The following is a 24,093-nucleotide window of genomic DNA, read 5'->3' as shown; positions in this document are numbered from 1 at the left end:
CCGTACTTAAGGAAATTGCCTAATGCAAGACGTGCATCAGGAAATAAACTTATCGACGGCCGATGATGCCCACGACGGCCGGAGCCTTCTGCTCCACGACCGAGACCCGGAAACCGCTGCCGGCCAGGGCCGCGGAGGTCTTCTGCACGATCGTCGGGACCAGCTCGGCCCGGTTGGCCTCGTAGAACAGGAAGACGGCACCGCCGGGCAGGACCCGCTCGTGCAGGAGGGCCACCTCGTCGGCGCAGTCGCGCACCCAGAAGAGGTTGACGTTGAAGGCGAACACCTTGTGCAGCCGCTTCACCGGGACCCGCAGGGTGGCCAGGTCGATCTGCCGCACGGTGAGGCGGCCGGCCTCGACGTACTTCGCGTTGCGCCGCTTGGTGCGGTCCACGCCGGACTCGGAGCGGTCGATCGCGAAGAGCTTGCCGGTCTGCAGCTTGCTGCAGATGAGCTCGGCACCAGCACCCGGACCACACCCGATCTCGAGCACGTGGTCGGCCGGCTGGACGTCCATGAGGTCCACTGCCCACCGGATGCGCGCCGGAATCGTCTGCACCACCATGGGTCACAGCCTGCCAGAAGGTCACGGAGGGCGTCACCGGACCTCGCCGTGTCACGAATGGCCTAGGTTGTGGCGGTGAGCACGAAGCGGAACGTGGCGAAGGTGGGCGTGCTGGGGGCACGCGGCAAGGTGGGGTCCGAGGTCTGCCGGGCGGTGGACGCGGTCGACGACCTGGAGCTGGCGGCACGGGTCGACGCCGGCGACCCGATCGAGGAGCTGACCTCGGCGGGGGTCGACGCCGTCGTCGACTTCACCCACCCCGACGTGGTCATGGACAACCTCGAGTTCTGCATCCGGCACGGCATCCACGCGGTGGTCGGCACGACCGGGTTCGACGACGAGCGGCTCGACACCCTGCGGGGCTGGCTGGCGGGCTCCCCGGGGACGGGCGTCCTGATCGCCCCCAACTTCTCGATCGGCGCGATCCTGATGATGCGCTTCGCCGCCGTCGCCGCCCCGTTCTACGAGTCCGTCGAGGTGGTCGAGCTGCACCACCCCGACAAGGCCGACGCGCCCTCCGGCACCGCACGGCGTACGGCGGAGCTGATCGCCGCCGCCCGGGCCGAGGCCGGCTGCGGGCCGGTGCCCGACGCGACCAGCACCGCCCTCGAGGGCGCCCGCGGCGCCGATGTCGCCGGGATCCGGGTGCACGGCCTGCGGATCCGCGGGCTGGTCGCCCACCAGGAGGTCATCCTCGGCGGCGTGGGGGAGACCCTCACCATCCGGCACGACTCGATGGACCGCGCGTCCTTCACCCCCGGGGTGCTGACCGGGCTGCGCGCGATCGCGGACCACCCGGGCCTCACCGTCGGACTGGAAGGCTTCCTCGACCTCGGTTGACCGCCCGCACGTCCTGCAGGTTCGTGCGCTGCACGAAACTGCAGGTGACCCTCCGTTCCCTCCCTCGTTGAGCCTTGCAACGCTCTGCGGGCCGCGGCTCCTCCGGGTGGCGGCCAGTCAACTTCGGGCACGACGAGAGGGATTGTTCATGCGCAGGACTTTGGGGCTCGCCACCGTCGCGGTGCTGGCCGCCGGCACCATCGGCACCCAGGCCGGATCCGCCAACGGCCAGGCCGCCCAGGCGCCGAACGCGGCGACCGCGGCCGTCGCGGCACTCCAGCAGCACCCCGGGGCGGCTCGCGACGCCGCGGGCCAGGCCTTCCGGGCGACCGACACCGTGATCGACCGGGACGGCAGCACGCATGTGCGCATGGAGCGGACCTTCCACGGGGTCCCGGTGCTCGGTGGCGACCTCGTCGTCCACCAGGGCCCCCGGGCGGGCTGGCAGGGCGTGAGCCAGACGCTCCCGGCCCCGCTGCACCTCTCGACGACGCCCACCGTCACGGCCGCGGCCGCCTCCGCGCGGGCGCTGGCCCCGGCGAGGGCGACGCGCGCCATCTCCGGCATGGAGGCCAGCGGTGAGCCGCGCCTGGTCGTGGACGCGACCTCGGGCACCCCACGGCTGGCCTGGGAGGTCGTCACCGGTGGCGTGCAGGAGGACGGCACGCCCAGCCGGCTCGCGTCGTACGTCGACGCCCGCACCGGCACCGTCCTGCGCCGCGAGGAGCAGATCCAGACGGTCGACGGCTCCGGCCAGTCGCTCTACGGCGGCACGGTGCCGCTGCAGCTGACCCTGTCGGGCTCGACGTACCAGCTCAAGGACCCGACCCGCGGGAACACCTACACGACCGACATGAACAACAAGTCGGACTCCTACCTGTGCCAGCTGTTCGGCAGCGGCTGCGCCACCGGGACGCTGTTCACCAGCCCGGACAACCTGTTCGGCAACGGCTCCACGAGCAGCCGCGAGTCCGCCGCGGTCGACGCGCAGTACGGCACCAACATGACGTGGGACTTCTACAAGTCCACCTACGGCCGCAACGGCATCTTCGGCAACGGCACCGGCTCCTACAACCGGGTCCACTACGGCAGCGGCTACGTCAACGCCTTCTGGGACGGCACCAAGATGACCTACGGCGACGGTGACGGGACCAGCTACGGCCCGCTCACCTCCCTCGACGTCGCGGGCCACGAGATGTCGCACGGCGTCACCGAGAACACCGCGGGCCTGACCTACTCCGGTGAGTCCGGCGGCCTGAACGAGGCGACCTCGGACATCTTCGGCACGATGGTGGAGTTCTACGCCGCGAACAGCAACGACCCGGGCGACTACCTGATCGGCGAGGAGTTCGACCTCAAGCAGCACCTCGGCTTCCGCCGCATGGACAACCCCGCCTCGGACGGGTCCTCGCTCAACTGCTGGAGCGCGACCGCGGGCAACTCCGACGTCCACTACTCCTCGGGCATCGGGAACCACTTCTTCTACCTGCTCTCGGAGGGCTCGGGCGCCAAGACCCTGAACGGCGTCTCCTACAACAGCCCGACCTGCAACGGCTCCTCCGTGACCGGCATCGGCCGCGACGCCGCCGCGAAGATCTGGTACCGCGCGCTGACGGTCTACATGACCTCCAGCACCAACTACAAGGGCGCCCGCACCGCCACGCTCAACGCCGCCAAGGACCTCTACGGCGCCACGAGCACGCAGTACAACGCCGTGGCTGCGGCCTGGAGCGCGGTCAGCGTCAGCTGATCGCGTCCTGAACGGGGGAGAGGGCCCGCACCGAGCTCGGTGCGGGCCCTCTGTCCGTCTCCACGTCACCCGAGGGAGACCTGTCGCCTACGGCTGGACGGTGGGTCTCGACTCGCCGTCACGGCCTCGCAGGCTCGGCCGTGGGCTCGCTCAACCTCCCCGTTCCCGAGCCGGAGGCCCTCCTCCGTCGGTCACGGCTCGACGGTGACCTTGATGGCTTCGCCCTTCTCGACGATCGAGAACGCGTCGAGGACCCGCGCGAGGGGGATGTGCTCGGTGATCAGGTCCTTGACCGGGACCTGGCCGGTGGCGATGTACTCAAGCGCCCGCTTGTTGTGCTCGGGCGCCGACCCGTTGGCGCCGTGGATGTGCAGCTGGCGGTAGTGCACGAGGTTGGAGTCGCAGGTGATGGTGGGGTTGGTCTTGGGGAGACCGCCGAAGAACGAGATCCGGCCGTTGCGGGCGGCCATCGAGATGGCCTGCTCCTGGGTGACGTTCGCGGCGGTGGCGGTGATGATGACGTCCGCGCCGCGGCCGCCGGTGAGCTCCATGACCCGCTCGACCACGTCGACCTCGGCCCCGTTGATCACCTCGTCGGGCTGGACCGCGTCCGCCGACATCTTCAGCCGCTCGGCGTTGACGTCGACGAGGAAGACCTTGCCGACCTTGTGCACGCCGCGGGCGATGCGGATGTGCATGCAGCCGATCGGGCCGGCGCCGAAGACGACGACGGTGTCGCCCTCCTCGATGCCGAGCAGCTCCTGGGCGTTGATCGCGCAGGCGAACGGCTCGGCGGCCGAGGCCTCGTCGTACCCCACGTTGTCGGGGATCCGGTTGAGCCCGTCGACCTTGAGCACCTGCTGGGGCACGATCATGTACTCGGCGAAGCCGCCGTCGTACTGGTAGCCGACCGAGGTCTGGTTCTGGCACACGGCCATCCAGCCCTTGTCGCACTCGTAGCAGTCGCCGCAGGGGACGGCCGCGATGACCTGGGCCCGGTCGCCGACCTGCCACTGCGAGCCGTAGGTCGCGTTGACGTCCGCGCCGACCTCCACGACCTCACCCGCGATCTCGTGGCCGATGGTGCGCGGGGGAGTGAGGTTCTGGTGGCCGTTGTGCAGGATCTTCACGTCGGTGCCGCAGGTCGAGCAGTTGCGGACGCGCAGCTTGATCTCGCCCGGCCCGCACTCGGGTTCCGGCACGTCCTCGAGGCGCAGGTCCTCGGGGGCGTAGAAGCGCAGTGCCTTCATGGTTCCTCCTGGTCGCTACACGGGTGTGGGCCGACACTACCACCCGTATATCTGTGTTTATCTGTGAATCTGTTGCCCCAAGTCCTTGACGCGGACATTTTCGGCGGGATATACAGACAATCACAGATCCGCATGACGTGCGTCACACAGCGGCCCGCGCTCGCGGATGAGGAGCGGCCAGCATCCCGCTGGCTTTCCTGAGGAGGAAATGAGCATGGCGACTGCCACGCAGAACCCGGTCGCACGCCGCTCGGCGCGCGTCCACGTGCAGAAGTTCGGGACGTTCCTGTCCAACATGATCATGCCGAACATCGGCGCGATCATCGCCTGGGGGTTGATCACCGCCTTCTTCATCCCCGACGGATGGACCCCGAACGAGAAGATCGCCACGATGGTCGGTCCGGCCATCTTCTACCTGCTGCCGATCCTGATCGCCTACACCGGCGGCAAGATCGTCTACGACGTCCGCGGTGGCGTCGTCGGTGCGTTCTCGGTCATGGGCGTCATCATGGCCACCAGCGACCCGATCTTCATCGGCGACAAGGGCGGGTCGCCGATGTTCCTCGGCGCCATGATCATGGGCCCGCTCACCGCGTGGGGGATGAAGCGGCTCGACGCGGTGTGGAGCCACAAGATCCGGCCCGGCTTCGAGATGCTGGTCAACAACTTCTCCGCCGGCATCTTCGCCGCCGTCATGGCCATCCTCGGGATGTTCGCGCTCGCGCCGGTCCTGCGTCAGTTCACCGAGTGGCTCGGCAACGCGGTCAACACCCTGGTCGACCACGACCTGCTCCCGCTGACCTCGATCTTCATCGAGCCGGCGAAGGTGCTGTTCCTCAACAACGCGATCAACCACGGCGTGCTGACGCCCCTCGGCATCTCGCAGGCGGCCGACAAGGGCCAGTCGGTCCTGTTCCTGCTCGAGGCCAACCCCGGCCCGGGGGCCGGCCTGCTGCTGGCCTACACGTTCTTCGGCAAGGGCCTGGCCAAGGCCTCGGCACCGGGCGCGCTGATCATCCAGTTCTTCGGCGGGATCCACGAGATCTACTTCCCGTACATCCTGATGAAGCCCAAGATGATCCTGGCCACGCTCGCGGGGGGCATGACGGGGGTCTTCCTGCTCGTGCTCTTCGGCGTCGGGCTGCGCGCGCCGGCCGCCCCGGGCTCGATCATCGCGGTCTACGCCCAGACGCCGGGCGGTGACTTCCTCGGGATCACGGTCGGCGTGTTCGGCGCGGCCGCCGTCTCCTTCGCCGTGGGGTCGGTGCTGCTCAAGCTCGACCGCGCCGAGGACGGGGACCTGATGGACGCCACCGCGACCATGGAGGCGATGAAGGGCAAGAAGTCGCTGGCCTCCGAGGTGCTCGCCGTCGACGCCCTCGGTGAGCACCACCAGGGCCCGATCCACGACATCGTCTTCGCCTGCGACGCGGGCATGGGGTCCTCCGCCATGGGTGCGTCGGTCCTGCGCCGCAAGATCCAGGCGGCCGGCTTCGGCGACGTCACGGTCATCAACAAGGCCATCGCCAACCTCGCCGACGAGCACGACCTGGTGGTCACCCACCAGGACCTCACCGAGCGCGCGCAGCAGCGCACGCCCTCGGCGCTGCACGTGTCGGTCGACAACTTCATGGGCAGCCCGCGCTACGACGAGATCGTCGAGCTGCTGCACGCGACCAACAGCGAAGGGGCCGGAACGCCTGCCGTGCAGCCGCCTCCGGAGGACGAGGAGGTCACGCACGTCCTCGCCGAGGAGTCCATCGTCCTCGAGGGCCGGGCCCGGACCCGCGACGAGGCGATCACCGAGGCCGGACGCCTGCTGGTGGCCTGCGGCGCGGTCGACGAGGCGTACGTCGACGCGATGCACGAGCGCGAGCGGTCGGTGTCCACCCACATGGGCAACCTGCTGGCGATCCCGCACGGCACCAACGAGGCGAAGCCGTCGATCCGGCGTACGGCGATCTCCTTCGTGCGCTACTCCGACGGGATCGACTGGAAGGGCAAGGAGGCGAAGTTCGTGATCGGGATCGCTGGCGCGGGCAAGGACCACCTCGCCCTCCTCGGCCAGATCGCCCAGGTGTTCGTCGACCCGGCCCGGGTGGCCGAGCTCGAGACGGCGCAGTCGCCGGCCGACGTGCTCCGTCTGCTCGGCGGCGTGAGCGCCGGCGCCGGGGCCTGACCTGCCGCACCGGGCACCGTCGGGAGGCCCCGCACCCTCGGGTGCGGGGCCTCCTGGCGTCTCAGGTCCAGACCCGCAGGAGCGCTGCGGTGAGGGCCGCGGCGAAGACCACCACGAGGAACGGGGCGCGGAGCACCAGCAGGCCCACCGCCACGGCCAGCCCGGCGACCCGGGCGTCCAGCACCAGCTCCTGCCCGCTCGCGAGCACCTGCACCGCCACCAGTGCCGCGAGCAGGGCCACGGGGACCAGGTCGGCCACCCGCTCCACGACCGGGTGGTCGAGCACCCTCGCGGGCACCGAGAGCCCGGCCAGCTTGAGCAGGTAGCAGCCCACGCCGCCGAGCATGATTGCGGCCCACGTCATCGGCGTCGCTCCGGCAGCTCCGTGGGGTCGGGCCGGTGGGTGAGGACGCCGGCGAGCAGCGCCACCCCGGCCGCGGCCAGCACGGGCACGCCGGCCGGCGCGTGCGGCACGGTGCCCAGGGCCACGACGGCCGCCGCGAGCGCCACCAGCCGGTTGCGGCGGTCCCTCAGCCGCGGCCACAGCAGGGCGAGGAACGCCGCTCCGACCGCGGCGTCGAGCCCGTAGGTGCGCGGGTCGCCGATGGCGGTGCCGGCCACCGCGCCCACCAGCGTCGCGAGGTTCCAGAGCACGAAGATCGTCACTCCGGTCGTGAGGAACCCGAGCCGGGCGGCGGCCGTGCTCGGTCGCGTCATCGACATCGCGGTCGACTCGTCGATGAGCACGTGCGCCGCCAGGAGGCGGCGGCCGCCCGACCAGCGCAGCAGGGGCGCAAGGCGCAGTCCGTACAACGTGTTGCGGGTGCCGAGCAGCAGGGCGGTCAGGGCGCCCGGGAGCGGGGCGCCGCCGGCGGCGAGCACGCCGGCGAACGCGAACTGCGAGGCGCCCGTGAACATGACCAGGGAGAGCGCGCAGGTCTGCGCGACGGTCAGCCCGGAAGCGACCGAGACGGCGCCGAAGGACACGCCGTACGCGCCCGTGGCGATGCCGACACCGAGGCTGTCACGGACGATCGCGCTGCGGTCGGCAGCCGGCAGGGTCTCGTCGGGCACGCGGCGACCGTAACAACGGCCGCGCCGGACGGCGTCCCCGTCCCCCTGCTGATCCCCCTGCCGGCGTCAGTGCCGGCGGATTCGGGCCGGTCGGGACTGCGGGTGGAAGTCGTGGACGAGCGCGTAGGCCAGCAGCAGCCCGGCCACCGCGCCCATCACGGCACCCGCCGAGACGGCGACCGGAAGAGCGGTGAAGTGGGCGAGCCAGGCGCCGGACGCGACGCCGATGACGAGCGCGGCCGCCACGAGGACCAGCCGGTGGAGCCGAGGAAGAGGACCGAACACGTGAGACACCCCGTTCTGCGTCGACGGCACCCGGAGCTGGGTGTCGTGCCGACGACCTCCATGGTCACCCTCCGGGCCGGAAAATCAAGGGCCTTCCGGTCCCGGATGCGGTCCGGCTCAGACCAGCGCGGTGTGCAGGCGCACCTCGCGGACCCGGGTGGTGCCCTGCCCGTCGAGGTCGAGCTCGCGGTGCGCGCCGTCGGCGGCCCAGCCGGCCCCCGTCAGGAAGCCACGCAGCGCGTCGTCGGTGGAGACCGCCCACAGCACCGACCGGGTGAAGCGGTCGGCACGCATGGTGTCCACGGCCGCCTGCAGCAGGCGCGACCCGTGGCCCCGCCCCAGCTCGCCCGGGTCGACGGTGAGCTCTCGCAGCTCGGCGTCGGCGACGGGGTCGCAGTCCGGGTCGGACGCCGGGGACGTGACAGCGAGACCCACGACCCGGTTCCGCTCCAGGGCGACCAGCACCCGGTTCCGGGCGTCCCCCGGGGACGTCAGCGACGACCGCCAGGCCGCCGCCGCGGCCTCCACGTCCGAGGGCAGCGCCTCGGCGGGGACCAGGCCGGCGTACTTCTCCCGCCAGGCGCGCAGCTGCAGCTCCGCGACGGCCGGGGCGTCGTCCGCCCAGGCCACGCGCACGGACACGTCGGCGGTCGGGCTGGTCATGCCGCCATCCTGACAGTGCGGTCCCCGAGCGGCCGCCGGGGGCGCCTTGGCAGCCGGCCCTAAGGTCGAAGCCATGGAGATTCGCAACCTCGGAGCGAGCGGCCTGAAGATCTCGGCCATCGCCTACGGAAACTGGCTCACCCACGGTTCCCAGGTCGAGGAGGACGCCGCCACCGCCTGCGTGCGTCAGGCCCTCGACGAGGGCATCACGACCTTCGACACCGCCGACGTGTACGCGAACACGAAGGCGGAGACCGTCCTCGGCAAGGCCCTCAAGGGGGAGCGGCGCGAGGGCCTGGAGATCTTCACCAAGGTCTACTGGCCCACCGGCCCCGGCAAGCACAACGACCACGGGCTGTCGCGCAAGCACATCATGGAGTCGATCGACGGGTCCCTCTCGCGGCTCGGCACCGACTACGTCGACCTCTACCAGGCCCACCGCTACGACTACGAGACCCCGCTCGAGGAGACGATGGAGGCCTTCGCCGACGTCGTCCGGCAGGGCAAGGCGCTCTACATCGGCGTCTCGGAGTGGCGCGCCGAGGAGATCCGGGCCGCGCACGCCCTCGCCCGCGAGCTGCGGATCCCGCTGGTGTCGAACCAGCCGCAGTACAACATGCTCTGGCGGGTGATCGAGGCCGAGGTGGTCCCCACCTGCGAGGAGCTCGGCATCGGCCAGATCGTCTGGTCCCCGATCGCGCAGGGCGCCCTGACCGGCAAGTACAAGCCGGGCCAGCCGCACCCCGAGGGGTCGCGCGCCACCGACAGCAAGGGTGGCGCGGACATGATCTCCCGCTGGCTCGACGACGACGTGCTCGGTCGGGTCCAGGACCTGCAGCCCGTCGCCGACGAGGTCGGCCTGTCGCTGGCCCAGCTCGCGGTGGCGTGGGTGCTGCAGAACAGCAACGTCTCGGCTGCGATCATCGGCGCCTCCAGGCCCGAGCAGGTCACCGAGAACGTGCGGGCCGCGGGCGTCAAGCTCGAGGACACGCAGCTGAAGCGGATCGACGAGGTCCTCGGCGAGGTGGTCGAGCGCGACCCCGCCAAGACGCAGTCGCCGCGGCGCCGCGACTTCTGAGGCACGGGTACGACGAAGGGGCCACCCCAGCCGGGGTGGCCCCTTCGTCGTCGTGGGCGTCAGCGGTAGTGCTCGGGCAGCTTCTGGCCGATCTTCACCTTGGCCTTGGGGAGCCGCATGAACTTCATCTGCAGCGCCCGCGTCACCGCGTAGTAGGTGGTGCCCTTGAGGGGCTCGCCCGGGAACCGTCGGGTCAGCTCGCGGCGCAGGCGGAAGCGCAGGAAGAGCATGTCGGCGACGACCAGGAGGATCGTGCCCATCAGAACCGTGTTGCCGATCCCGGCCAGCCGGGCGTTGCCCGAGTAGCCCAGGATCATGGTGACCACCAGCAGCGGCACCATCAGCTCGATGAACGAGAACCGGCTGTCGACGAAGTCGCGAACGAAGCGGCGCACCGGCCCCTGGTCGCGGGCCGGGTAGTAGCGCTCGTCACCGGCCTTCATGGCCGCCCGCATGCTCTGGCTGGACTCGGCGCGCGAGGCACGCTGCGCGGCCGCCATCTCCTTGCGGGTGCGGGGGGTCTTGGCGCGGGCCTTCGCCGCGGCCTCGGCCTCGCGGCGCGACGGCGTCGGCCGCCCCTTGCCGCCGGGCTTGGCCGGGGTCTGCTCGGACGTGGGAGCGGGGGAGTCGGTCTTGCTGCGACGGAACAACGCGGGGCCTTCTCGAATGCTGCGAAACGGGTCGGGGCAACCCTACCGGCGTCCTCGCACGGCCTTGCTTTTGCGCCTAGGGTTGAGGCACACCGAGAATCACGTTGCGAGAGGGACCGCACCCCATGAGCCTCATGAAGCGCATCAGCCTGATCTTCCGCTCGAAGGCCAACAAGGCCCTCGACCGGGCCGAGGACCCGCGCGAGACCCTCGACTACAGCTACCAGCGCCAGCTCGACCTGCTCTCGAAGGTGCGCCGCGGCGTCGCCGACGTCGCGACCAGCCGCAAGCGGGTGGAGCTGCAGGTCAACCAGCTCGAGCAGCAGTCGGCCAAGCTGAGCGACCAGGCGCAGAAGGCCATCAGCATGGGGCGCGAGGACCTCGCCCGCGAGGCGCTGACCCGCAAGTCGGGGCTCACCAGCCAGATCAACGACCTCAAGGCCCAGCACGCCCAGCTCCAGGGCGAGGAGGAGAAGCTGACGCTCGCCCAGCAGCGGCTGCAGGCCAAGGTCGAGTCCTTCCGCACGCGCAAGGAGACGATCAAGGCGACGTACACCGCTGCCGAGGCCCAGACCCGGATCAACGAGGCGATGTCCGGCATCGGCGAGGAGATGGGCGACGTCGGCATGGCCATCCAGCGCGCCGAGGACAAGACCGCGCAGATGCAGGCGCGTGCCGGTGCCATCGACGAGCTCATCGCGTCGGGTGCCCTGGAGGACGTCAGCGCCACCAACGGCGGTGACGACATCGCACGCGAGCTGGACTCGATGAGCTCGCAGGCCGACGTCGAGGCCGAGCTGGCCCGCCTCAAGGCGGGGGCGCAGCCGCAGGCGATCGAGCCGGGCCAGGACGGCGGCGCCATCCTCGAGGCCGAGCCGGAGACTCGTACGACCGGGGACCAGTCGTGATCGTCCGGATCCTCGGCGAGGGCCAGTACGACGTCTCCGAGGACGCGCTGCCCCGGCTCAACGAGCTCGACTCGGCGGTCGAGTCGGCCGTCGAGCGCGGCGACGAGGCTGCGTTCGCCGCGGCACTCGCCGAGCTTCTCGAGGGAGTCCGCACGGTCGGCGTGGCCCACCCGGCGGACGCGTTGGACGAGTCCGACCTCATCCTCCCGCCCTCCGACGCCACCCTCGAGGAGGTCCGTGAGCTGCTCTCGGACGAGGGGTTGATCCCCGGGTGAGGCGTCCGGTTTCGGGCGCCTGCTTGAATTTCTGACATGGCGCACTCCCGGTTCATCAAGGACACGGGCCTCACCGCGCGGATGACGCTGGTGATGTTCCTGCTCGGCGCGCTGTTCGTGGGGCTGGTCGTCGGGCTGATGCTCGCCGTCCGGTCGCCGGGCCTCTCGTTGCTCATCGGCGTCGCCGGTCTCGGCGTGGCCTGGTGGCAGTGGTACTCCTCGGACAAGCTGGCCATGAAGGCGATGCGCGCCCGCGAGGTGACGCCCGAGCAGGCGCCCGAGCTGCACGGCATGATCGACCGGCTCTGCGCCCTGGCCGACATGCCGAAGCCGCGCGTGGGCATCGCCGACATGGCGATCCCGAACGCCTTCGCGACCGGCCGGTCCCCGGACCGCTCGGTGGTGTGCGTGACCACGGGGATCCTCAACACCCTGGACGCCGAGGAGATGGAGGCGGTGCTCGCGCACGAGCTCTCCCACGTCGCCCACCGCGACGTCCTCGTGATGACCGTCGCCTCGTCCGCCGGCATCGCGGCAGGCATGCTGACCCGCGGTGCGCAGTACGGCGGCCTCGGGCTCTTCGGGGGCCGTCGGGACAACAACAACGGCGTCCCGGTGTGGCTGGTCGTGCTCGTCGTGAGCCTGGTCGTCTACGCGATCAGCTTCCTCCTGCTCAAGCTGCTCTCGCGCTACCGCGAGCTGGCCGCCGACCGGGCGGGCGCCTACCTCACGATGAAGCCGGCCGCGTTGGCGTCGGCGCTGCAGAAGATCACCGGGGAGATGAACACCATCCCCCAGCGCGACCTGCGTGCCTCCAACGCGATGAACGCGTTCTTCATCGCGCCGGCCATCCGCGGCGTCTCCCTGAGCACCCTCACCTCCACCCATCCCTCGCTCGAGCAGCGGCTGGAGCAGCTGGCCCGGATCCAGGCCGAGCTCGGCCGCCCGGGGCAGTGAGCCCTCGCTGATGGGTTTCTGGGACGCCGTGACCGGGAGGTCGCGCCCGAAGGCCGCGAACCTCGACTCGCTCTTCCTGGTGCCGAGCGCCGCGATCACGCTGCAGACCTCGTTGGGGTTGACGCCCACGGGGGAGGGCGCGGTCTGCTACCGCGCGGCGGCCGGCGTGGCCTTCCAGCAGACCCAGGACGACGTGGTCACCCTGCTCAACGACGACCCGACGGCGCCCGACGTGTCCGTCTCGCGCGACGACTTCGGCTTCACCTGGCTGGTGGCGCACCGGGACGCGGCCGACACCGGCGGCCTGTGCACCGACCTGCACGCGGTCAACACCGCGCTCGAGGACCAGGGCTTCGGTGCCGGTCTGCTCTGCTCGGTGGTGCCGTTCGCCGACGCCACCGGGCGCCGGGTGGGCCTGGTGTACCTCTACAAGCAGGGCACCTTCTACCCGTTCGCGCCCACCGGGCCGCAGACCCGCGACAACCTCTTGGAGATCCAGGTCCGCGACCAGCTGGCGGCCGAGCTGCCGATGGAGCGGGACCTCACCCGGTGGCTGGCCCTCTGGGGTGCGCCCGGTCTGTGACACCGGCCCACTATCCTCACGGTGCGGATCAGCGACGTGGGGACAGGGGAGCAGCAGCGTGACGAACGCGGTCGACGAGCAGAGGGTCGCCGAGATCGACCACTACCGGGTGCTGACCCGCCCGCCCCGCCAGGACCTGCTCGCGCTCGTCGAAGTCGCTGCGCAGGTCGCGCAGGTGCCGATGGCCACGATCAACCTCATCACCGCGACCGAGCAGCACCAGATCGCGACGACCGGCTTCGACGCGTCGGTGTGCCTCCGCGAGGACTCCATGTGCGCCTCCGTCCTCCACCTCGACCACCCGGTGATCGTGGCCGACGCCAGCCGCGACGAGCGGTTCCGGGACAATCCCTTCGTCACCGGCGAGATCGGGAACGTCCGCTTCTACGCCAGCCACCAGCTCGTCACCCCCCAGGGCGCCGTCATCGGCAGCCTCTGCGTCTTCGACGAGAAGCCGCGCACGCTGACCCTGGAGCAGGAGCACGCGCTGGCCTCGCTCGCGGACCGGGTCGTCGACCTCCTCGAGCTGGACCTGCGGACCCGGGAGCTCGAGGAGCTGCACGACGAGCTGGCGAGGTCCAACGAGCAGCTCGCAGCCTTCGCCGGCCAGGTCAGCCACGACCTGCGCAACCCGCTGGCGGCGGTGTCCCTGTCCCTGCACCTGATCGCGGAGGCGACGCGGGGCGCCGACGACCGGATGTCGCGCCTGGTGCAGCGGGCTCTCGGCGGTGCCGGACGCATGGAGTCGCTCATCGACGACCTCCTCGCCTTCGCCCGGGTCGGCGGCGAGCTGCAGCGGGTGCCGGTCGACCTCGGCGTGGTCCTCGCCGAGGTCCGCCAGGACCTGGCCGGGGCCCTCGAGGGAGCCACCCTCGTCGAGGGGGACCTGCCGACGGTCGTCGGCGACCCGGTCCAGCTCCGTGCCGTGCTGCAGAACCTGGTCGCCAACGCGGCGAAGTTCGTCCGGCCGGGCACCCAGGCGCACATCGAGGTCGACGGGACCCGGATCGGCGACCGGTGGCGGATCGAGGTCTGCGACCGCGGCCCGGGCATCCCCCGGGACCAGCAGGACCGGGTGTTCGAGCCGCTGGCGCGCGTCGACCAGTCGGTCGAGGGGTCGGGCATCGGACTGAGCACGTGCCGTCGGATCGTGGCCGCGCACGGCGGCCGGATCGGCCTGACCGACACGGCGTACGGCGGCACCTGCGCCTGGTTCGACCTGCCCGTGTGAGGGGCGGCCGCCGGTCAGTCCTTGTGGGACCTGCCCGGCAGGTCCAGCATCCGCTGCAGCGCGACCTGGGCCCACCGCTCGGTCTCCGGGTCCACCTCGATCCGGTTCACGACGGTGCCGGCCACCAGCGACTCCAGCGCCCAGACCAGGTGCGGCAGGTCGATCCGGTTCATCGTGGAGCAGTAGCACACGGTCTTGTCGAGGAAGACGATCTGCTTGTCGGGGTGTGCGGCCGCGAGGCGCTTGACGAGGTTCAGCTCGGTCCCGATCGCCCAGCTCGACCCGGCGGGGGCGGCCTCGATCGTCTTGATGATGAACTCCGTGGAGCCCACCAGGTCGGCCTTGAGCACCACCTCGTGCTGGCACTCGGGGTGGACCAGGATCTGCACGCCGGGGATCGTCGCGCGCAGCTCGTCGACGACGTCGGGGGAGAAGCGGCCGTGCACGGAGCAGTGGCCCTTCCACAGGATCATCCGGGCGTCGCGGAGCTGCTCGACCGACAGCCCGCCGTTCGGCTGGTGCGGGTCCCACACGACGCAGTCGTCGAGGGTGAGGCCCATCTGCAGGACCGCGGTGTTGCGGCCCAGGTGCTGGTCGGGCAGGAAGAGGACCTTGGCGCCCCCGTCGACGTGGGCCTTCTGCTCGAAGGCCCACTCGAGTGCGACCTCGGCGTTGGAGGAGGTGCAGACGGCACCTCCGTTGCGGCCGCAGAACGCCTTGATGTCGGCGGAGGAGTTCATGTAGGTCACGGGCACCACGGAGTCGGCGATGCCGGCCTCGGTGAGCGCGTCCCACGCCGCCTCGACCTGGGCCAGGCGCGCCATGTCGGCCATGGAGCAGCCGGCCGCGAGGTCGGGCAGCACGACCTGCTGCTCGGGTCCGGTGAGAATGTCGGCCGACTCGGCCATGAAGTGCACGCCGCAGAACACGATGTACTCGGCCTCGGGCCGCGCCGCCGCGTCCCGGGCGAGCTTGAAGGAGTCGCCGGTGACGTCGGCGAACTGGATGACCTCGTCGCGCTGGTAGTGGTGACCGAGGACGAACACCTTCTCACCGAGGGCCTCCTTCGCGGCGCGTGCCCGCGCCACCAGGTCGGGGTCGGAGGCGGGCGGCAGGTCGCCCGGGCACTCGACGCCACGCTCGGAGGAGAGGTCGCGGCCGAGACCGAGCGGCAGCAGCGGGAGGTCCACAGTGGTCATGGCTGAAGTCTAGTGACCGTCACAGCAGCGCCCCGTTGTGGAGGTACGGCGTGGGCGGCGCCATGTTCCGCAGGCCCAGGTAGCCCTCCTGGTGCAGCTCGAGGCGGGCCGCCATCCCCACGTCGACCGCCCACTCGTTGGCAGCCGTGACGTGGCCGATCGTCACCTCGCCCGTGGCGTCGGCGAGGGCGGCCCACAGCAGCCGCGACGCCGTACGCCGGTTGGTGGCCCCGAGCAGCGCGACGTTCCCCGTCTCGTCGACGTACGCGTAGCCCGCCCCGGTGGTGGTGTCCGACACCAGCAGCCGCCAGAAGCCCAGCATGACCTCGTGGTCCGGGCCGTGCGCCGCCCCGCGGGTCTGCCGGTCGATCGAGTCCATCAGGTCGATGTCCCCGGCCGAGCCCTCGCGGACCTTCTCGACCACGGGGATCGCGGACCGGTCGACCGTGCCGCTGAGGAACATCTGCGGGTGCAGCGAGAAGCCGGCGAGGCGGTAGCGGCGCGCCGCCTTGGGGTCGGCCGACGCGGACAGCATCCCCCGCAGCGACCCGCGACCGTGGTGGAGAGCCGCCGCCAGCAGCGTCTTGCCGATGCCGCGGCCCTGCAGCCCGGGGCGCACGGCGTACGTCGCCAGGCACCACAGCTTCTCCCGGTTGAAGGAGGTGGCCATGCCCACCATCGTCGTGCCGTCCTCGGCGACCCAGCACCCGCCCGGGTCCGTCTCCAGGAAGTGGAGGGTGCGGGTCACCCAGGCGGCGCCGCGGGCGGCAGGACGCAGCTCCGGCTCGGGCCAGGCGCGTCGGTGCATCCGGGTGTCCAGCTCGTGGAACCCCTCCGCGCTCAGCCGCTCCGCCGCCGGCACGTCCGCGGGGCGCATCGGGCGGATCGTCACGTCGTTCACGGAGAGGACCCTAGGTCTCTGCGACGATGCCACGCATGCGGATTCTCGTGGCCCCCGACAAGTTCGCCGGCACCCTCACCGCCGTCGAGGCGGCCGAGGCCGTCGCGGTGGGCTGGCGGCGGCACGCCCCCGACGACGAGCTCGACCCGGCGCCGATGTCCGACGGGGGACCGGGCTTCGTGGACGTGCTGCACGCCGCCCTCGGTGGTGAGCTGCTCGCGGTGACCGTCCGCGGACCGGGCGGCGACGGGGTTCCGGCCACGCTGCTGCTGCACGCCGACACGGCGTACGTCGAGAGCGCCCAGGCGTGCGGGCTGCACCTGACCGGCGGCGAGGGCGCCGAGGACGCGACGACGTACGGCGTCGGCGAGCTGGTCGCCGAGGCCGTCGACGCCGGAGCCACCACCGTGGTGGTGGGGCTGGGCGGCAGCGGCACCAACGACGGCGGTGCCGGCCTGCTGGCGGCGCTCGGGGCCGAGGCGGACCGCCCGCTGGACGCCGGGGGCCGGGCCCTGGCGGGCGTCACGCGCGTCGACCTCGCCGCGGCCCGTCAGCGCGTCGCGGGGGTCCGGCTGGTCGCCGCGTCCGACGTGGAGAACCCGCTCACCGGGCTGTTCGGTGCGACCAAGGTGTTCGGGCCGCAGAAAGGCATCGCCGAGGACCGGCTGCCCGCGCTCGACGGCCACCTCGAGGAGCTCGCGGTCGCGGTCGACCGGCGGACCGCGCTGGAGAAGGGCGCCGGCGCGGCGGGTGGGCTGGGTTTCGCGCTGCTCGCGCTCGGGGCCACCCGGGAGCCCGGGATCGGGCTGGTGGCCGAGGCCGTCGGGCTCGCGGACCGGGCCCGGGCGGCCGACCTGGTGGTCACCGGGGAGGGCGCGTTCGACTACTCCAGCCGCGCCGGCAAGGTGCCGTACGGCGTGGCCACCCTGGCCGGTGAGGCGGTCCGCCCGTGCGTCGTGCTCGCCGGACGGGTGCTCGTGGGAGCCCGCGAGATGCGCGCCCTGGGTGTGGAGTCGGCGTACGCGCTCGTCGACATCGTGGGGGAGGAGCGGGCCCTGGGCGACCCGGCCGGCGCGCTGGCCGACGTGGCCGAGCGGGTCGCGCGGACCTGGTCGCCCCAGGCCGGCCGCTGAGGGATGGTCGGTGACGCAGGTGGAATATCCGGGGGTGTGCGACCATTGAAGCCAGTACCAACCCCTCAGCCAACTTGGGAGCACGCGACATGACCGAGCAGGTCGAGACCACCACCGAGCGCCGCACCGACCAGATCAACCTGAGCCCGGTCGCCGCCGCCAAGGTGAAGAGCCTCCTCGAGCAGGAGGGCCGCGACGACCTTTCCCTGCGGATCTCCGTGCAGCCGGGTGGCTGCTCGGGTCTGCGCTACCAGCTCTTCTTCGACGAGCGCAGCCTCGACGGTGACGTGGTCACCGACTTCGACGGCGTCGCCGTGGTCGTCGACCGGATGAGCGTCCCCTACCTCAACGGGGCGATGATCGACTTCGTCGACTCGATCGAGAAGCAGGGCTTCACCATCGACAACCCGAACGCCACGGGCTCCTGCGCCTGCGGCGACAGCTTCCACTGATCGGGGCGGCGGAGCCGACCCGATCGATGGTGGTTGAGCAGCGACCGCGGCTGAGGAACGAAGCCGCGACGGAGCGTGTCGGAACCCGGTGAGCCGAGAGGCGACGACAACCACCGACGAAGCATCAAGCAGAAAGACCCCCGGCCTGAAGGCCGGGGGTCTTTCTCGTACGACTGAGTCGTTCAGGCGTCGCCGTCGAGCTGCAGGTTCATCGCCGCCGCGATCCGCGCGGCCGCCTCGGAGATCTCGATCTCCCCACGCTTGGTGACCTCGCGCGGGTAGTCCTCGAAGTGGATGCTGGGTGCGGGGCGCACGGCCGCGGCGGCAGCGCGCTGCAGGCGCAGGTTCGTGCCGGCGGCGCGGCAGTCGGCCGACATCTCGGCCGGGGTCGAGGCGTCGTCGTAGGCGAGGCGGGCGGAGGGCTTCGCAGCGGTCATGTCCTCGACGCTATTGGCTACCGCCGGGTACCCGAAGCGGTACCCACCGGTAGTGTCCCGTGTCATGTCGTTGCTCATTGCTGGATCGATCGCCACCGACCACCTGATGACCTTCGGAGGCCGGTTCGCCGACTCCCTCGTCGTCGAGCAGTTGGACAAGCTGTCGGTCTCGTTCCTGGTCGAGGACCTGGAGATCCGGCGCGGAGGGGTCGCCCCGAACATGTGCTTCGGCCTCGGCCGGCTGGGGCTGCGCCCGGTGCTGGTCGGCGCCGCGGGGGAGGACTTCGCCGACTACCGCTCCTGGCTGGAGCGGCACGGCGTCGACTGCGAGTCGGTGCACATCTCCGAGAGCCGCCACACCGCGCGCTTCGTGTGCACGAGCGACTCGACGATGGCACAGTTCGCGTCGTTCTACCCCGGTGCGATGAGCGAGGCCCGGCTGATCGAGCTCGCCCCGATCGTGGCCCGTGTCGGTGCGCCGGAGTACGTCCTGATCGGCGCCGACGACCCCGACGGGATGCTGCGCCACACCGAGGAGTGCCTGCAGCGGGGCTACCCGTTCATCGCCGACCCGAGCCAGCAGCTCGCGTTCGGCGAGGGCGACATGATCCGCAAGCTGATCGACGGCGCGGCGATCCTGTTCTCCAACGAGTACGAGTCGCACATGATCGAGTCCAAGACGGGCTGGAGCCAGGACGACATCCTCGCCCGGGTGGGGATCCAGGTCACGACCCTCGGCGCCGACGGAGTCCGCATCCTGCGCAAGGGCCAGGACACCATCGAGCTGTCCGCCGCCAAGAACGTCACGGCCCTGGAGCCGACCGGTGTCGGGGACGCGTTCCGGGCCGGGTTCCTGGGCGCGATGACCTGGGGCGTGGGCCTGGAGCGCTCGGCCCAGGTCGGGTGCGTGCTCGCGGCGTACGTCGTCGAGACGGTCGGCACGCAGGAGTACTCCTTCACCGCCGAGCAGTTCCTCGGCCGTGTCGAGGAGTCCTACGGGACCGACGCGGCCGCGGACGTCGAGCCGCACCTCGCGGGCATCCCGCACTCCCACTGACCCGGCCGGGTCAGGACAGGCGGCGCACGACGTAGCGCGGGGTGCCGTCGGCGGCGAGGTCGGCCCCGACGTACTCCTGTCCGCGCATCCGGCACCAGGCCGGCACGTCGGCCCCGGCCGCCACGTCGGTGGCGACGACCGCGATCGTGCCGCCGACCGGCACGTCGGTGAGGTGACGGCCCAGCTCGATGACGGGCAGGGGGCAGAGCTTCCCGCGACAGTCGAGCTCGAGGTCGGCGTCCACTAGAGCCCGACCTCGGCGCGGATGTCCCGCACGACCTCCGGCAGCACGCGCAGGAAGCCGTCCACGTCCTCGTCTGTCGTGTCGCGGGCGAGTGACACGCGGACGTTGCCGTGGGTCAGCACCCCCATGGCGGTGAGGACGTGGCTGGGCTCGAGGGTGGACGCGGTGCACGCCGAGCCGCTCGCGACGCCGAAGCCTCGCCGGTCGAGCTCGGTCACCAGTGCCTCGCCGTCGACGTAGAGGCAGGAGAACGTGACCAGGTGGGGGAGCCGGTCGACGGGGTCACCGACGACCTCGACGTCGGGGATCGAGGAGGCCGCCGCCCGGATCCTGTCGATCATCGCGGTGTGACGGGCGTTGACGTCGTCGCGCTCGGCCACGACGGCCTGCAGGGCCGCGGCGGCCGCGAGCGCCGCGGGGACGTTCTCGAAGCCGGTCGACCGCTCGTCGACCCGGTCGTCGCCGGGGAACGGGTTGACCCAGCGGGCGCCCTTGCGCACGAGAAGCACGCCGACTCCGGCCGGACCGCCCCACTTGTGGGCAGAACCGGCGAGCGCGGACCATCCGCCGGGCAGCGGGAGACGTCCCATCGAGGCGCAGGCGTCCACGAACAGCGGGACCTCGTTCGGCAGGGTGAACTCGCCGACGGGCTGGAGGGTCCCGACCTCGTGGTTCGCCGACTGGAGGGCGACGACGGCGACGTCGGGCCCGGTCGCGTGCTCGACGAGGTCACCGTCGTACACCCGGCCGTCGCCCATCACCCCGACGACGTCGGACTCCAGCCCCCACGCAGCGGCGTGCAGCACCGCAGAGTGCTCGACGGCGGAGTGCACGACGACCGCGCCGCGTCGCGCCCGTGCCCGGGCCAGGCCCAGCAGGCCGCGGTGGACCGCGTCGGTGCCGGAGGACGTGAAGGTGACCTCGTCCCGACGCACGCCGAGGCACTGCGCGACGACCTCGCGGGCGTTGTCGAGCAGCAACCGCGCCGAGCGGCCGGCCCCGTGCAGGCGCCGCGGATCGGCGTACCCCTGGTCGAGGGCAGCGAGGAGAACCTCGCGCGCGGCCGGGTGCAGCGGCTCGGACGATGCGGAGTCGAGGTAGGCGCCGTGGCGTCGGCCGGCGGCCGGCCCGGGCGCCCCCGCGGCATTTGTCACAGGTCGAACCTAGACCACGCGCAGGCGGGGGAGGCGCGGGTGCCCCGGCGGACCACCCCGGGTGCGATTCCGATAGTCTTCTGCGTATCCGTGATCGTTGAGAGAGAGGCTCGTTCGTGGGTCTGCAACTCCCCAAGCGTGCGGCCGGGAACCTGCGCCGAGTGGCTCTGCCGGTCGCGCTGGGCACCAGCCTGTTGCTGTTGAGCAGCTGCTCGTCCGAGACCAAGGCCGAGTGGAAGCGCGGCGCCATGCCCGACCCCGGGTCGGAGCAGGGTGAGCACATCCTGAGCCTGTGGCAGGGTGCGTGGATCGCGGCCCTCATCACCGGTGTCGTGGTCTGGGGCCTGATCTTCTACGCCGTGTTCCGCTACCGGCGGCGCAGCGACGACGAGGTCCCGATCCAGACGCGGTACAACCTCCCGCTCGAGATCTTCTACACGATCGCCCCGATCATCATGGTGATCGTCTTCTTCCAGCACACGGTGAACGTCCAGAACGCCGTGCTCGACGACGACCTCCCGGTCGACAACACGATCGAGGTCACCGGCCAGCAGTGGTCGTGGACGTTCAACTACGGCGTCGGCCAGATGGACGCCGCGGCGAACGACGACGCCGCCGACCAGGAGTACCCGTACTCCTCCTACGTCTACGAGGCCGGCACCGGCTCGCACATCCCGACGCTGGTGCTCCCGGTCAAGCAGACCACGCGGTTCAACCTGCACTCGCCCGACGTGATCCACGACTTCGGCGTCCCCGGCTTCCTGATGAAGATGGACGTCATCCCGGGCCGCGTGAACCACTACGAGATCACGCCCACCCGGACCGGTACCTACAAGGGCAAGTGCTACGAGCTCTGCGGTGTCTACCACTCGCGGATGCTCTTCAACGTCGAGGTCGTCAGCCAGGCCGACTACGAGCAGTACGTCTCCGACCTCCAGGCCGCCGGCAAGGAGTCCGCGACCCCGCTCATCGGCGCATCTGACGCCTACACCCAGGCCGGGCTCGAGTCCGGCGCAGAGTCAGACGGAGGCGCGGAGTGACCGCCACAGCTGCACAGCCGACGACCGTCACCGGTCGCAAGACCCTCGGCCAGCAGGTCGTCCGGGTCCTCACCACCACCGACCACAAGCTGATCGGCAAGCTCTACCTCGGGACCTCGTTCGCGTGGTTCCTCATCGGCGGCGTGATGGCGCTGCTGATCCGGTCCGAGCTGGCCTACCCCGGCATGCAGATCGTGAACGACGAGCTCTACAACCAGCTCTTCACCATGCACGGCACGATCATGCTGCTGCTCTTCGCGACGCCGCTGTTCTTCGGCTTCGGCAACGTGATCATGCCGCTGCAGATCGGCTCTCCCGACGTGGCGTTCCCGCGCCTGAACATGTTCAGCTACTGGCTGTTCCTGTTCGGCGGCATCATCGCCGGCTCGGGCTTCCTCACCCCGCAGGGTGCGGCGGACTTCGGCTGGTTCGCCTACACGCCGCTCTCCGACGCCGTCCGCTCACCGGGCGTCGGCGGTGACCTGTGGATCATGGGCCTGTGGATGGCCGGTCTGGGCACCATCCTGGGTGCGGTCAACTTCATCACCACGATCATCTGCATGCGCGCTCCCGGCATGACCATGTTCCGGATGCCGATCTTCGTCTGGAACACGCTTGTCACCAGCCTGCTCGTGCTGATCGCGTTCCCGGTCCTCGCCGGCGCGCTGCTCTCGCTCGAGGCCGACCGCCAGCTCGGCGCGCACGTCTTCGACGCGGCCCACGGCGGCGCGATCCTGTGGCAGCACCTGTTCTGGTTCTTCGGCCACCCGGAGGTCTACATCATCGCGCTGCCGTTCTTCGGCATCGTGACCGAGATCCTGCCGGTCTTCAGCCGCAAGCCGATCTTCGGCTACGTCGGCCTGGTCGGCGCCACGCTCGGCATCGCGATCCTCTCGGTCGCCGTGTGGGCCCACCACATGTTCGTGACCGGCGCGGTCGACCTGCCGTTCTTCTCCGGCATGACGTTCCTGATCGCGGTGCCGACGGGAGTGAAGTTCTTCAACTGGATCGGCACGATGTGGGGCGGGTCCCTGTCGTTCGACACCCCGATGCTGTGGTCGGTCGGCTTCCTGACGACGTTCCTCTTCGGTGGTCTGACCGGCATCATCCTGGCCAGCCCGCCGCTGGACTTCCACGTGTCCGACTCCTACTTCGTGGTCGCCCACTTCCACTACGTGGTCTTCGGCACCGTCGTGTTCGCGATGTTCGCCGGCTTCTACTACTGGTGGCCGAAGATGACCGGCCGGATGCTCGACGAGCGCCTCGGCAAGGTGCACTTCTGGCTGCTGTTCGTCGGCTTCCACCTGACCTTCCTGGTGCAGCACTGGCTCGGCGTCGAGGGCATGCCCCGTCGCTACGCCGACTACCTGCCCGAGGACGGCTTCACCACCCTCAACCAGGTCTCCACGGTCGGTGCGTTCCTGCTGGCCAGCTCGACGCTGCCCTTCCTGTACAACGTGTACATCTCGCGGAAGTCGCCGCTGGTCGAGACCGACGACCCGTGGGGCTGGGGCCGCTCGCTGGAGTGGGCCACCTCGTGCCCGCCGCCCCGCCACAACTTCGTGACCATCCCGCGGATCCGCTCCGAGTCGCCCGCGTTCGACCTGCACCACCCCGAGGTCGCCGCGATCGAGCTGGAGCAGAACGAGGCCGCCCGCGACGGTGACTTGGCCGACGCGCCCGACATGGAGGGCCGCCAGGAGCACGTCACCGGTCGGACCGACACCGATCCCCGCAACCCGGGGGAGGAGAACGCCTGATGAAGTCCGAGGCCTGGATCTTCGGGATCTGCACCGTCTTCTTCGTCCTGGTCAGCCCCGCCTACTGGCTGATCACCGGCGACTGGACGGGCACCTCAGCCCTCACCATGACCACGCTGCTCTCGGCGATGGTCACGATGTACCTCGGCTTCCACGCCAACAAGATGGACCCGCGTCCGGAGGACCGCAAGGACGCCGAGATCGCGGACGGCGCGGGGGAGCTGGGCTTCTTCCCGCCGTACTCCTGGTGGCCGCTGTGGTGCGGCGCGACGCTGGGCGTGGTCGTGTTCGGCACGGCCGCGGGTGCCTGGTGGCTGCTGATCATCGGGGTCGCGCTGGGCGCGCTGGCGCTGTCCGGCTGGATCTTCGAGTACTACCGAGGCGAGCACGCCCACTGAGGTCCGCTCGCTGCATCCCTCGGCCCCGCG

At 70.9% G+C, this 24,093-nt stretch carries 27 protein-coding genes; 15 read left to right on the top strand and 12 right to left on the bottom strand.

The window, feature by feature from the left end:
• Positions 1-49: 49 nt before the first annotated feature.
• Complete coding sequence (locus tag ACZ43H_RS11305; protein WP_464590336.1) at positions 50-565, bottom strand: class I SAM-dependent methyltransferase; 516 nt, start codon at positions 563-565, stop codon at positions 50-52.
• 93 nt (positions 566-658) lie between these two features.
• On the opposite strand from ACZ43H_RS11305, the gene dapB reads away from it, so the two are divergent.
• The gene (gene dapB, locus ACZ43H_RS11300) at positions 659-1,405 is read left to right on the top strand and encodes a 4-hydroxy-tetrahydrodipicolinate reductase (RefSeq protein ID WP_464590798.1); all 747 of its coding nucleotides are present in this window, start codon (positions 659-661) and stop codon (positions 1,403-1,405) included.
• 148 nt (positions 1,406-1,553) lie between these two features.
• Positions 1,554-3,155, top strand: a complete 1,602-nt coding sequence (locus ACZ43H_RS11295; protein WP_464590334.1) for a M4 family metallopeptidase — start codon at positions 1,554-1,556, stop codon at positions 3,153-3,155.
• A gap of 191 nt (positions 3,156-3,346) precedes the next feature.
• On the opposite strand, the gene ACZ43H_RS11290 is transcribed toward ACZ43H_RS11295, so the two are convergent.
• Positions 3,347-4,405 carry a zinc-dependent dehydrogenase gene (locus tag ACZ43H_RS11290; RefSeq protein WP_464590332.1) on the bottom strand — a complete coding sequence of 353 codons (1,059 nt, stop codon included), beginning with the start codon at positions 4,403-4,405 and terminating at the stop codon, positions 3,347-3,349.
• Between the two features lie 214 nt (positions 4,406-4,619).
• Between ACZ43H_RS11290 and ACZ43H_RS11285 the strand changes: the two genes are divergently transcribed.
• Positions 4,620-6,584, top strand: coding sequence for a PTS mannitol transporter subunit IICBA (locus tag ACZ43H_RS11285; protein WP_464590330.1), 1,965 nt, complete (start codon positions 4,620-4,622; stop codon positions 6,582-6,584).
• Between the two features lie 61 nt (positions 6,585-6,645).
• Here ACZ43H_RS11285 and ACZ43H_RS11280 read toward each other — a convergent pair whose 3' ends face one another.
• The 4 genes from ACZ43H_RS11280 to ACZ43H_RS11265 form a co-directional block, all read right to left on the bottom strand.
• Positions 6,646-6,948: an AzlD domain-containing protein gene (locus ACZ43H_RS11280; protein ID WP_464590328.1), complete on the bottom strand. Its 303-nt coding sequence runs from the start codon at positions 6,946-6,948 to the stop codon at positions 6,646-6,648.
• The gene (locus ACZ43H_RS11275; RefSeq protein ID WP_464590326.1) at positions 6,945-7,658 is read right to left on the bottom strand and encodes an AzlC family ABC transporter permease; all 714 of its coding nucleotides are present in this window, start codon (positions 7,656-7,658) and stop codon (positions 6,945-6,947) included. The genes ACZ43H_RS11280 and ACZ43H_RS11275 overlap by 4 nt, the downstream gene beginning before the upstream one ends.
• A 66-nt stretch (positions 7,659-7,724) precedes the next feature.
• Positions 7,725-7,943 (bottom strand): hypothetical protein, encoded by a 219-nt coding sequence (locus ACZ43H_RS11270; RefSeq protein WP_464590324.1) that lies wholly within the window; start codon positions 7,941-7,943, stop codon positions 7,725-7,727.
• A gap of 117 nt (positions 7,944-8,060) precedes the next feature.
• Positions 8,061-8,606 carry an N-acetyltransferase family protein gene (locus ACZ43H_RS11265; RefSeq protein ID WP_464590322.1) on the bottom strand — a complete coding sequence of 182 codons (546 nt, stop codon included), beginning with the start codon at positions 8,604-8,606 and terminating at the stop codon, positions 8,061-8,063.
• 73 nt (positions 8,607-8,679) lie between these two features.
• On the opposite strand from ACZ43H_RS11265, the gene ACZ43H_RS11260 reads away from it, so the two are divergent.
• Positions 8,680-9,684, top strand: coding sequence for an aldo/keto reductase family protein (locus tag ACZ43H_RS11260; protein ID WP_464590320.1), 1,005 nt, complete (start codon positions 8,680-8,682; stop codon positions 9,682-9,684).
• A gap of 59 nt (positions 9,685-9,743) precedes the next feature.
• Here the strand turns inward: ACZ43H_RS11260 and ACZ43H_RS11255 are convergent, their stop codons facing one another.
• Entirely contained in the window at positions 9,744-10,334 is a 591-nt protein-coding gene (locus ACZ43H_RS11255) for a DUF3043 domain-containing protein (protein ID WP_464590318.1), read from the bottom strand.
• 125 nt (positions 10,335-10,459) lie between these two features.
• On the opposite strand from ACZ43H_RS11255, the gene ACZ43H_RS11250 reads away from it, so the two are divergent.
• Genes ACZ43H_RS11250 through ACZ43H_RS11230 form a run of 5 tightly spaced genes read left to right on the top strand, consistent with a single transcriptional unit; the run spans position 10,460 to position 14,288 of the window.
• Positions 10,460-11,242, top strand: a complete 783-nt coding sequence (locus tag ACZ43H_RS11250) for a PspA/IM30 family protein (protein WP_464590316.1) — start codon at positions 10,460-10,462, stop codon at positions 11,240-11,242.
• On the top strand, positions 11,239-11,517 hold the full coding sequence (gene pspAA / locus ACZ43H_RS11245) for a PspA-associated protein PspAA (RefSeq protein WP_464590314.1): 279 nt from the start codon (positions 11,239-11,241) through the stop codon (positions 11,515-11,517). The genes ACZ43H_RS11250 and pspAA overlap by 4 nt, the downstream gene beginning before the upstream one ends.
• 36 nt (positions 11,518-11,553) lie before the next feature.
• Positions 11,554-12,474: a zinc metalloprotease HtpX gene (htpX, locus tag ACZ43H_RS11240; protein WP_464590312.1), complete on the top strand. Its 921-nt coding sequence runs from the start codon at positions 11,554-11,556 to the stop codon at positions 12,472-12,474.
• Positions 12,475-12,484: 10 nt separating this feature from the next.
• Entirely contained in the window at positions 12,485-13,057 is a 573-nt protein-coding gene (gene pspAB, locus ACZ43H_RS11235) for a PspA-associated protein PspAB (protein ID WP_464590311.1), read from the top strand.
• 58 nt (positions 13,058-13,115) lie between these two features.
• Complete coding sequence (locus tag ACZ43H_RS11230) at positions 13,116-14,288, top strand: sensor histidine kinase (RefSeq protein ID WP_464590309.1); 1,173 nt, start codon at positions 13,116-13,118, stop codon at positions 14,286-14,288.
• 14 nt (positions 14,289-14,302) lie between these two features.
• Here the strand turns inward: ACZ43H_RS11230 and nadA are convergent, their stop codons facing one another.
• Both nadA and ACZ43H_RS11220 read right to left on the bottom strand, forming a co-directional pair.
• Entirely contained in the window at positions 14,303-15,487 is a 1,185-nt protein-coding gene (gene nadA / locus ACZ43H_RS11225) for a quinolinate synthase NadA (protein WP_464590307.1), read from the bottom strand.
• Between the two features lie 19 nt (positions 15,488-15,506).
• Positions 15,507-16,388: a GNAT family N-acetyltransferase gene (locus tag ACZ43H_RS11220; protein WP_464590305.1), complete on the bottom strand. Its 882-nt coding sequence runs from the start codon at positions 16,386-16,388 to the stop codon at positions 15,507-15,509.
• Between the two features lie 35 nt (positions 16,389-16,423).
• On the opposite strand from ACZ43H_RS11220, the gene ACZ43H_RS11215 reads away from it, so the two are divergent.
• A complete protein-coding gene (locus tag ACZ43H_RS11215; protein WP_464590304.1) occupies positions 16,424-17,521 on the top strand; it encodes a glycerate kinase family protein in 1,098 nt (365 codons plus the stop codon).
• 89 nt (positions 17,522-17,610) lie between these two features.
• Entirely contained in the window at positions 17,611-17,973 is a 363-nt protein-coding gene (gene erpA, locus ACZ43H_RS11210; protein WP_180933723.1) for an iron-sulfur cluster insertion protein ErpA, read from the top strand.
• 182 nt (positions 17,974-18,155) lie between these two features.
• Here erpA and ACZ43H_RS11205 read toward each other — a convergent pair whose 3' ends face one another.
• Entirely contained in the window at positions 18,156-18,410 is a 255-nt protein-coding gene (locus ACZ43H_RS11205) for a hypothetical protein (RefSeq protein ID WP_464590302.1), read from the bottom strand.
• A gap of 64 nt (positions 18,411-18,474) precedes the next feature.
• Between ACZ43H_RS11205 and ACZ43H_RS11200 the strand changes: the two genes are divergently transcribed.
• On the top strand, positions 18,475-19,467 hold the full coding sequence (locus ACZ43H_RS11200; protein WP_464590301.1) for a carbohydrate kinase family protein: 993 nt from the start codon (positions 18,475-18,477) through the stop codon (positions 19,465-19,467).
• Between the two features lie 10 nt (positions 19,468-19,477).
• Here ACZ43H_RS11200 and ACZ43H_RS11195 read toward each other — a convergent pair whose 3' ends face one another.
• Both ACZ43H_RS11195 and ACZ43H_RS11190 read right to left on the bottom strand, forming a co-directional pair.
• The gene (locus ACZ43H_RS11195) at positions 19,478-19,711 is read right to left on the bottom strand and encodes a sulfurtransferase TusA family protein (RefSeq protein ID WP_464590299.1); all 234 of its coding nucleotides are present in this window, start codon (positions 19,709-19,711) and stop codon (positions 19,478-19,480) included.
• Positions 19,711-20,865, bottom strand: a complete 1,155-nt coding sequence (locus tag ACZ43H_RS11190) for a cysteine desulfurase family protein (RefSeq protein WP_464590297.1) — start codon at positions 20,863-20,865, stop codon at positions 19,711-19,713. Before ACZ43H_RS11190 ends, ACZ43H_RS11195 begins: the two co-directional genes overlap by 1 nt.
• Positions 20,866-20,981: 116 nt before the next feature.
• Between ACZ43H_RS11190 and ctaC the strand changes: the two genes are divergently transcribed.
• The 3 genes from ctaC to ACZ43H_RS11175 are packed head-to-tail and all read left to right on the top strand — an operon-like array spanning position 20,982 to position 24,063.
• Positions 20,982-21,905, top strand: a complete 924-nt coding sequence (ctaC, locus tag ACZ43H_RS11185; protein WP_464590295.1) for an aa3-type cytochrome oxidase subunit II — start codon at positions 20,982-20,984, stop codon at positions 21,903-21,905.
• On the top strand, positions 21,902-23,665 hold the full coding sequence (gene ctaD / locus ACZ43H_RS11180; RefSeq protein ID WP_464590293.1) for an aa3-type cytochrome oxidase subunit I: 1,764 nt from the start codon (positions 21,902-21,904) through the stop codon (positions 23,663-23,665). Before ctaC ends, ctaD begins: the two co-directional genes overlap by 4 nt.
• Positions 23,665-24,063 carry a cytochrome c oxidase subunit 4 gene (locus tag ACZ43H_RS11175; protein ID WP_379183750.1) on the top strand — a complete coding sequence of 133 codons (399 nt, stop codon included), beginning with the start codon at positions 23,665-23,667 and terminating at the stop codon, positions 24,061-24,063. The genes ctaD and ACZ43H_RS11175 overlap by 1 nt, the downstream gene beginning before the upstream one ends.
• The last annotated feature ends 30 nt before the right edge of the window (positions 24,064-24,093 follow it).

The organism is Nocardioides sp. DN36, assembly GCF_055380375.1.
The sequence above is the reverse complement of the archived record's forward strand: the minus strand, read 5'-3'. Positions and strand labels throughout refer to the sequence as shown.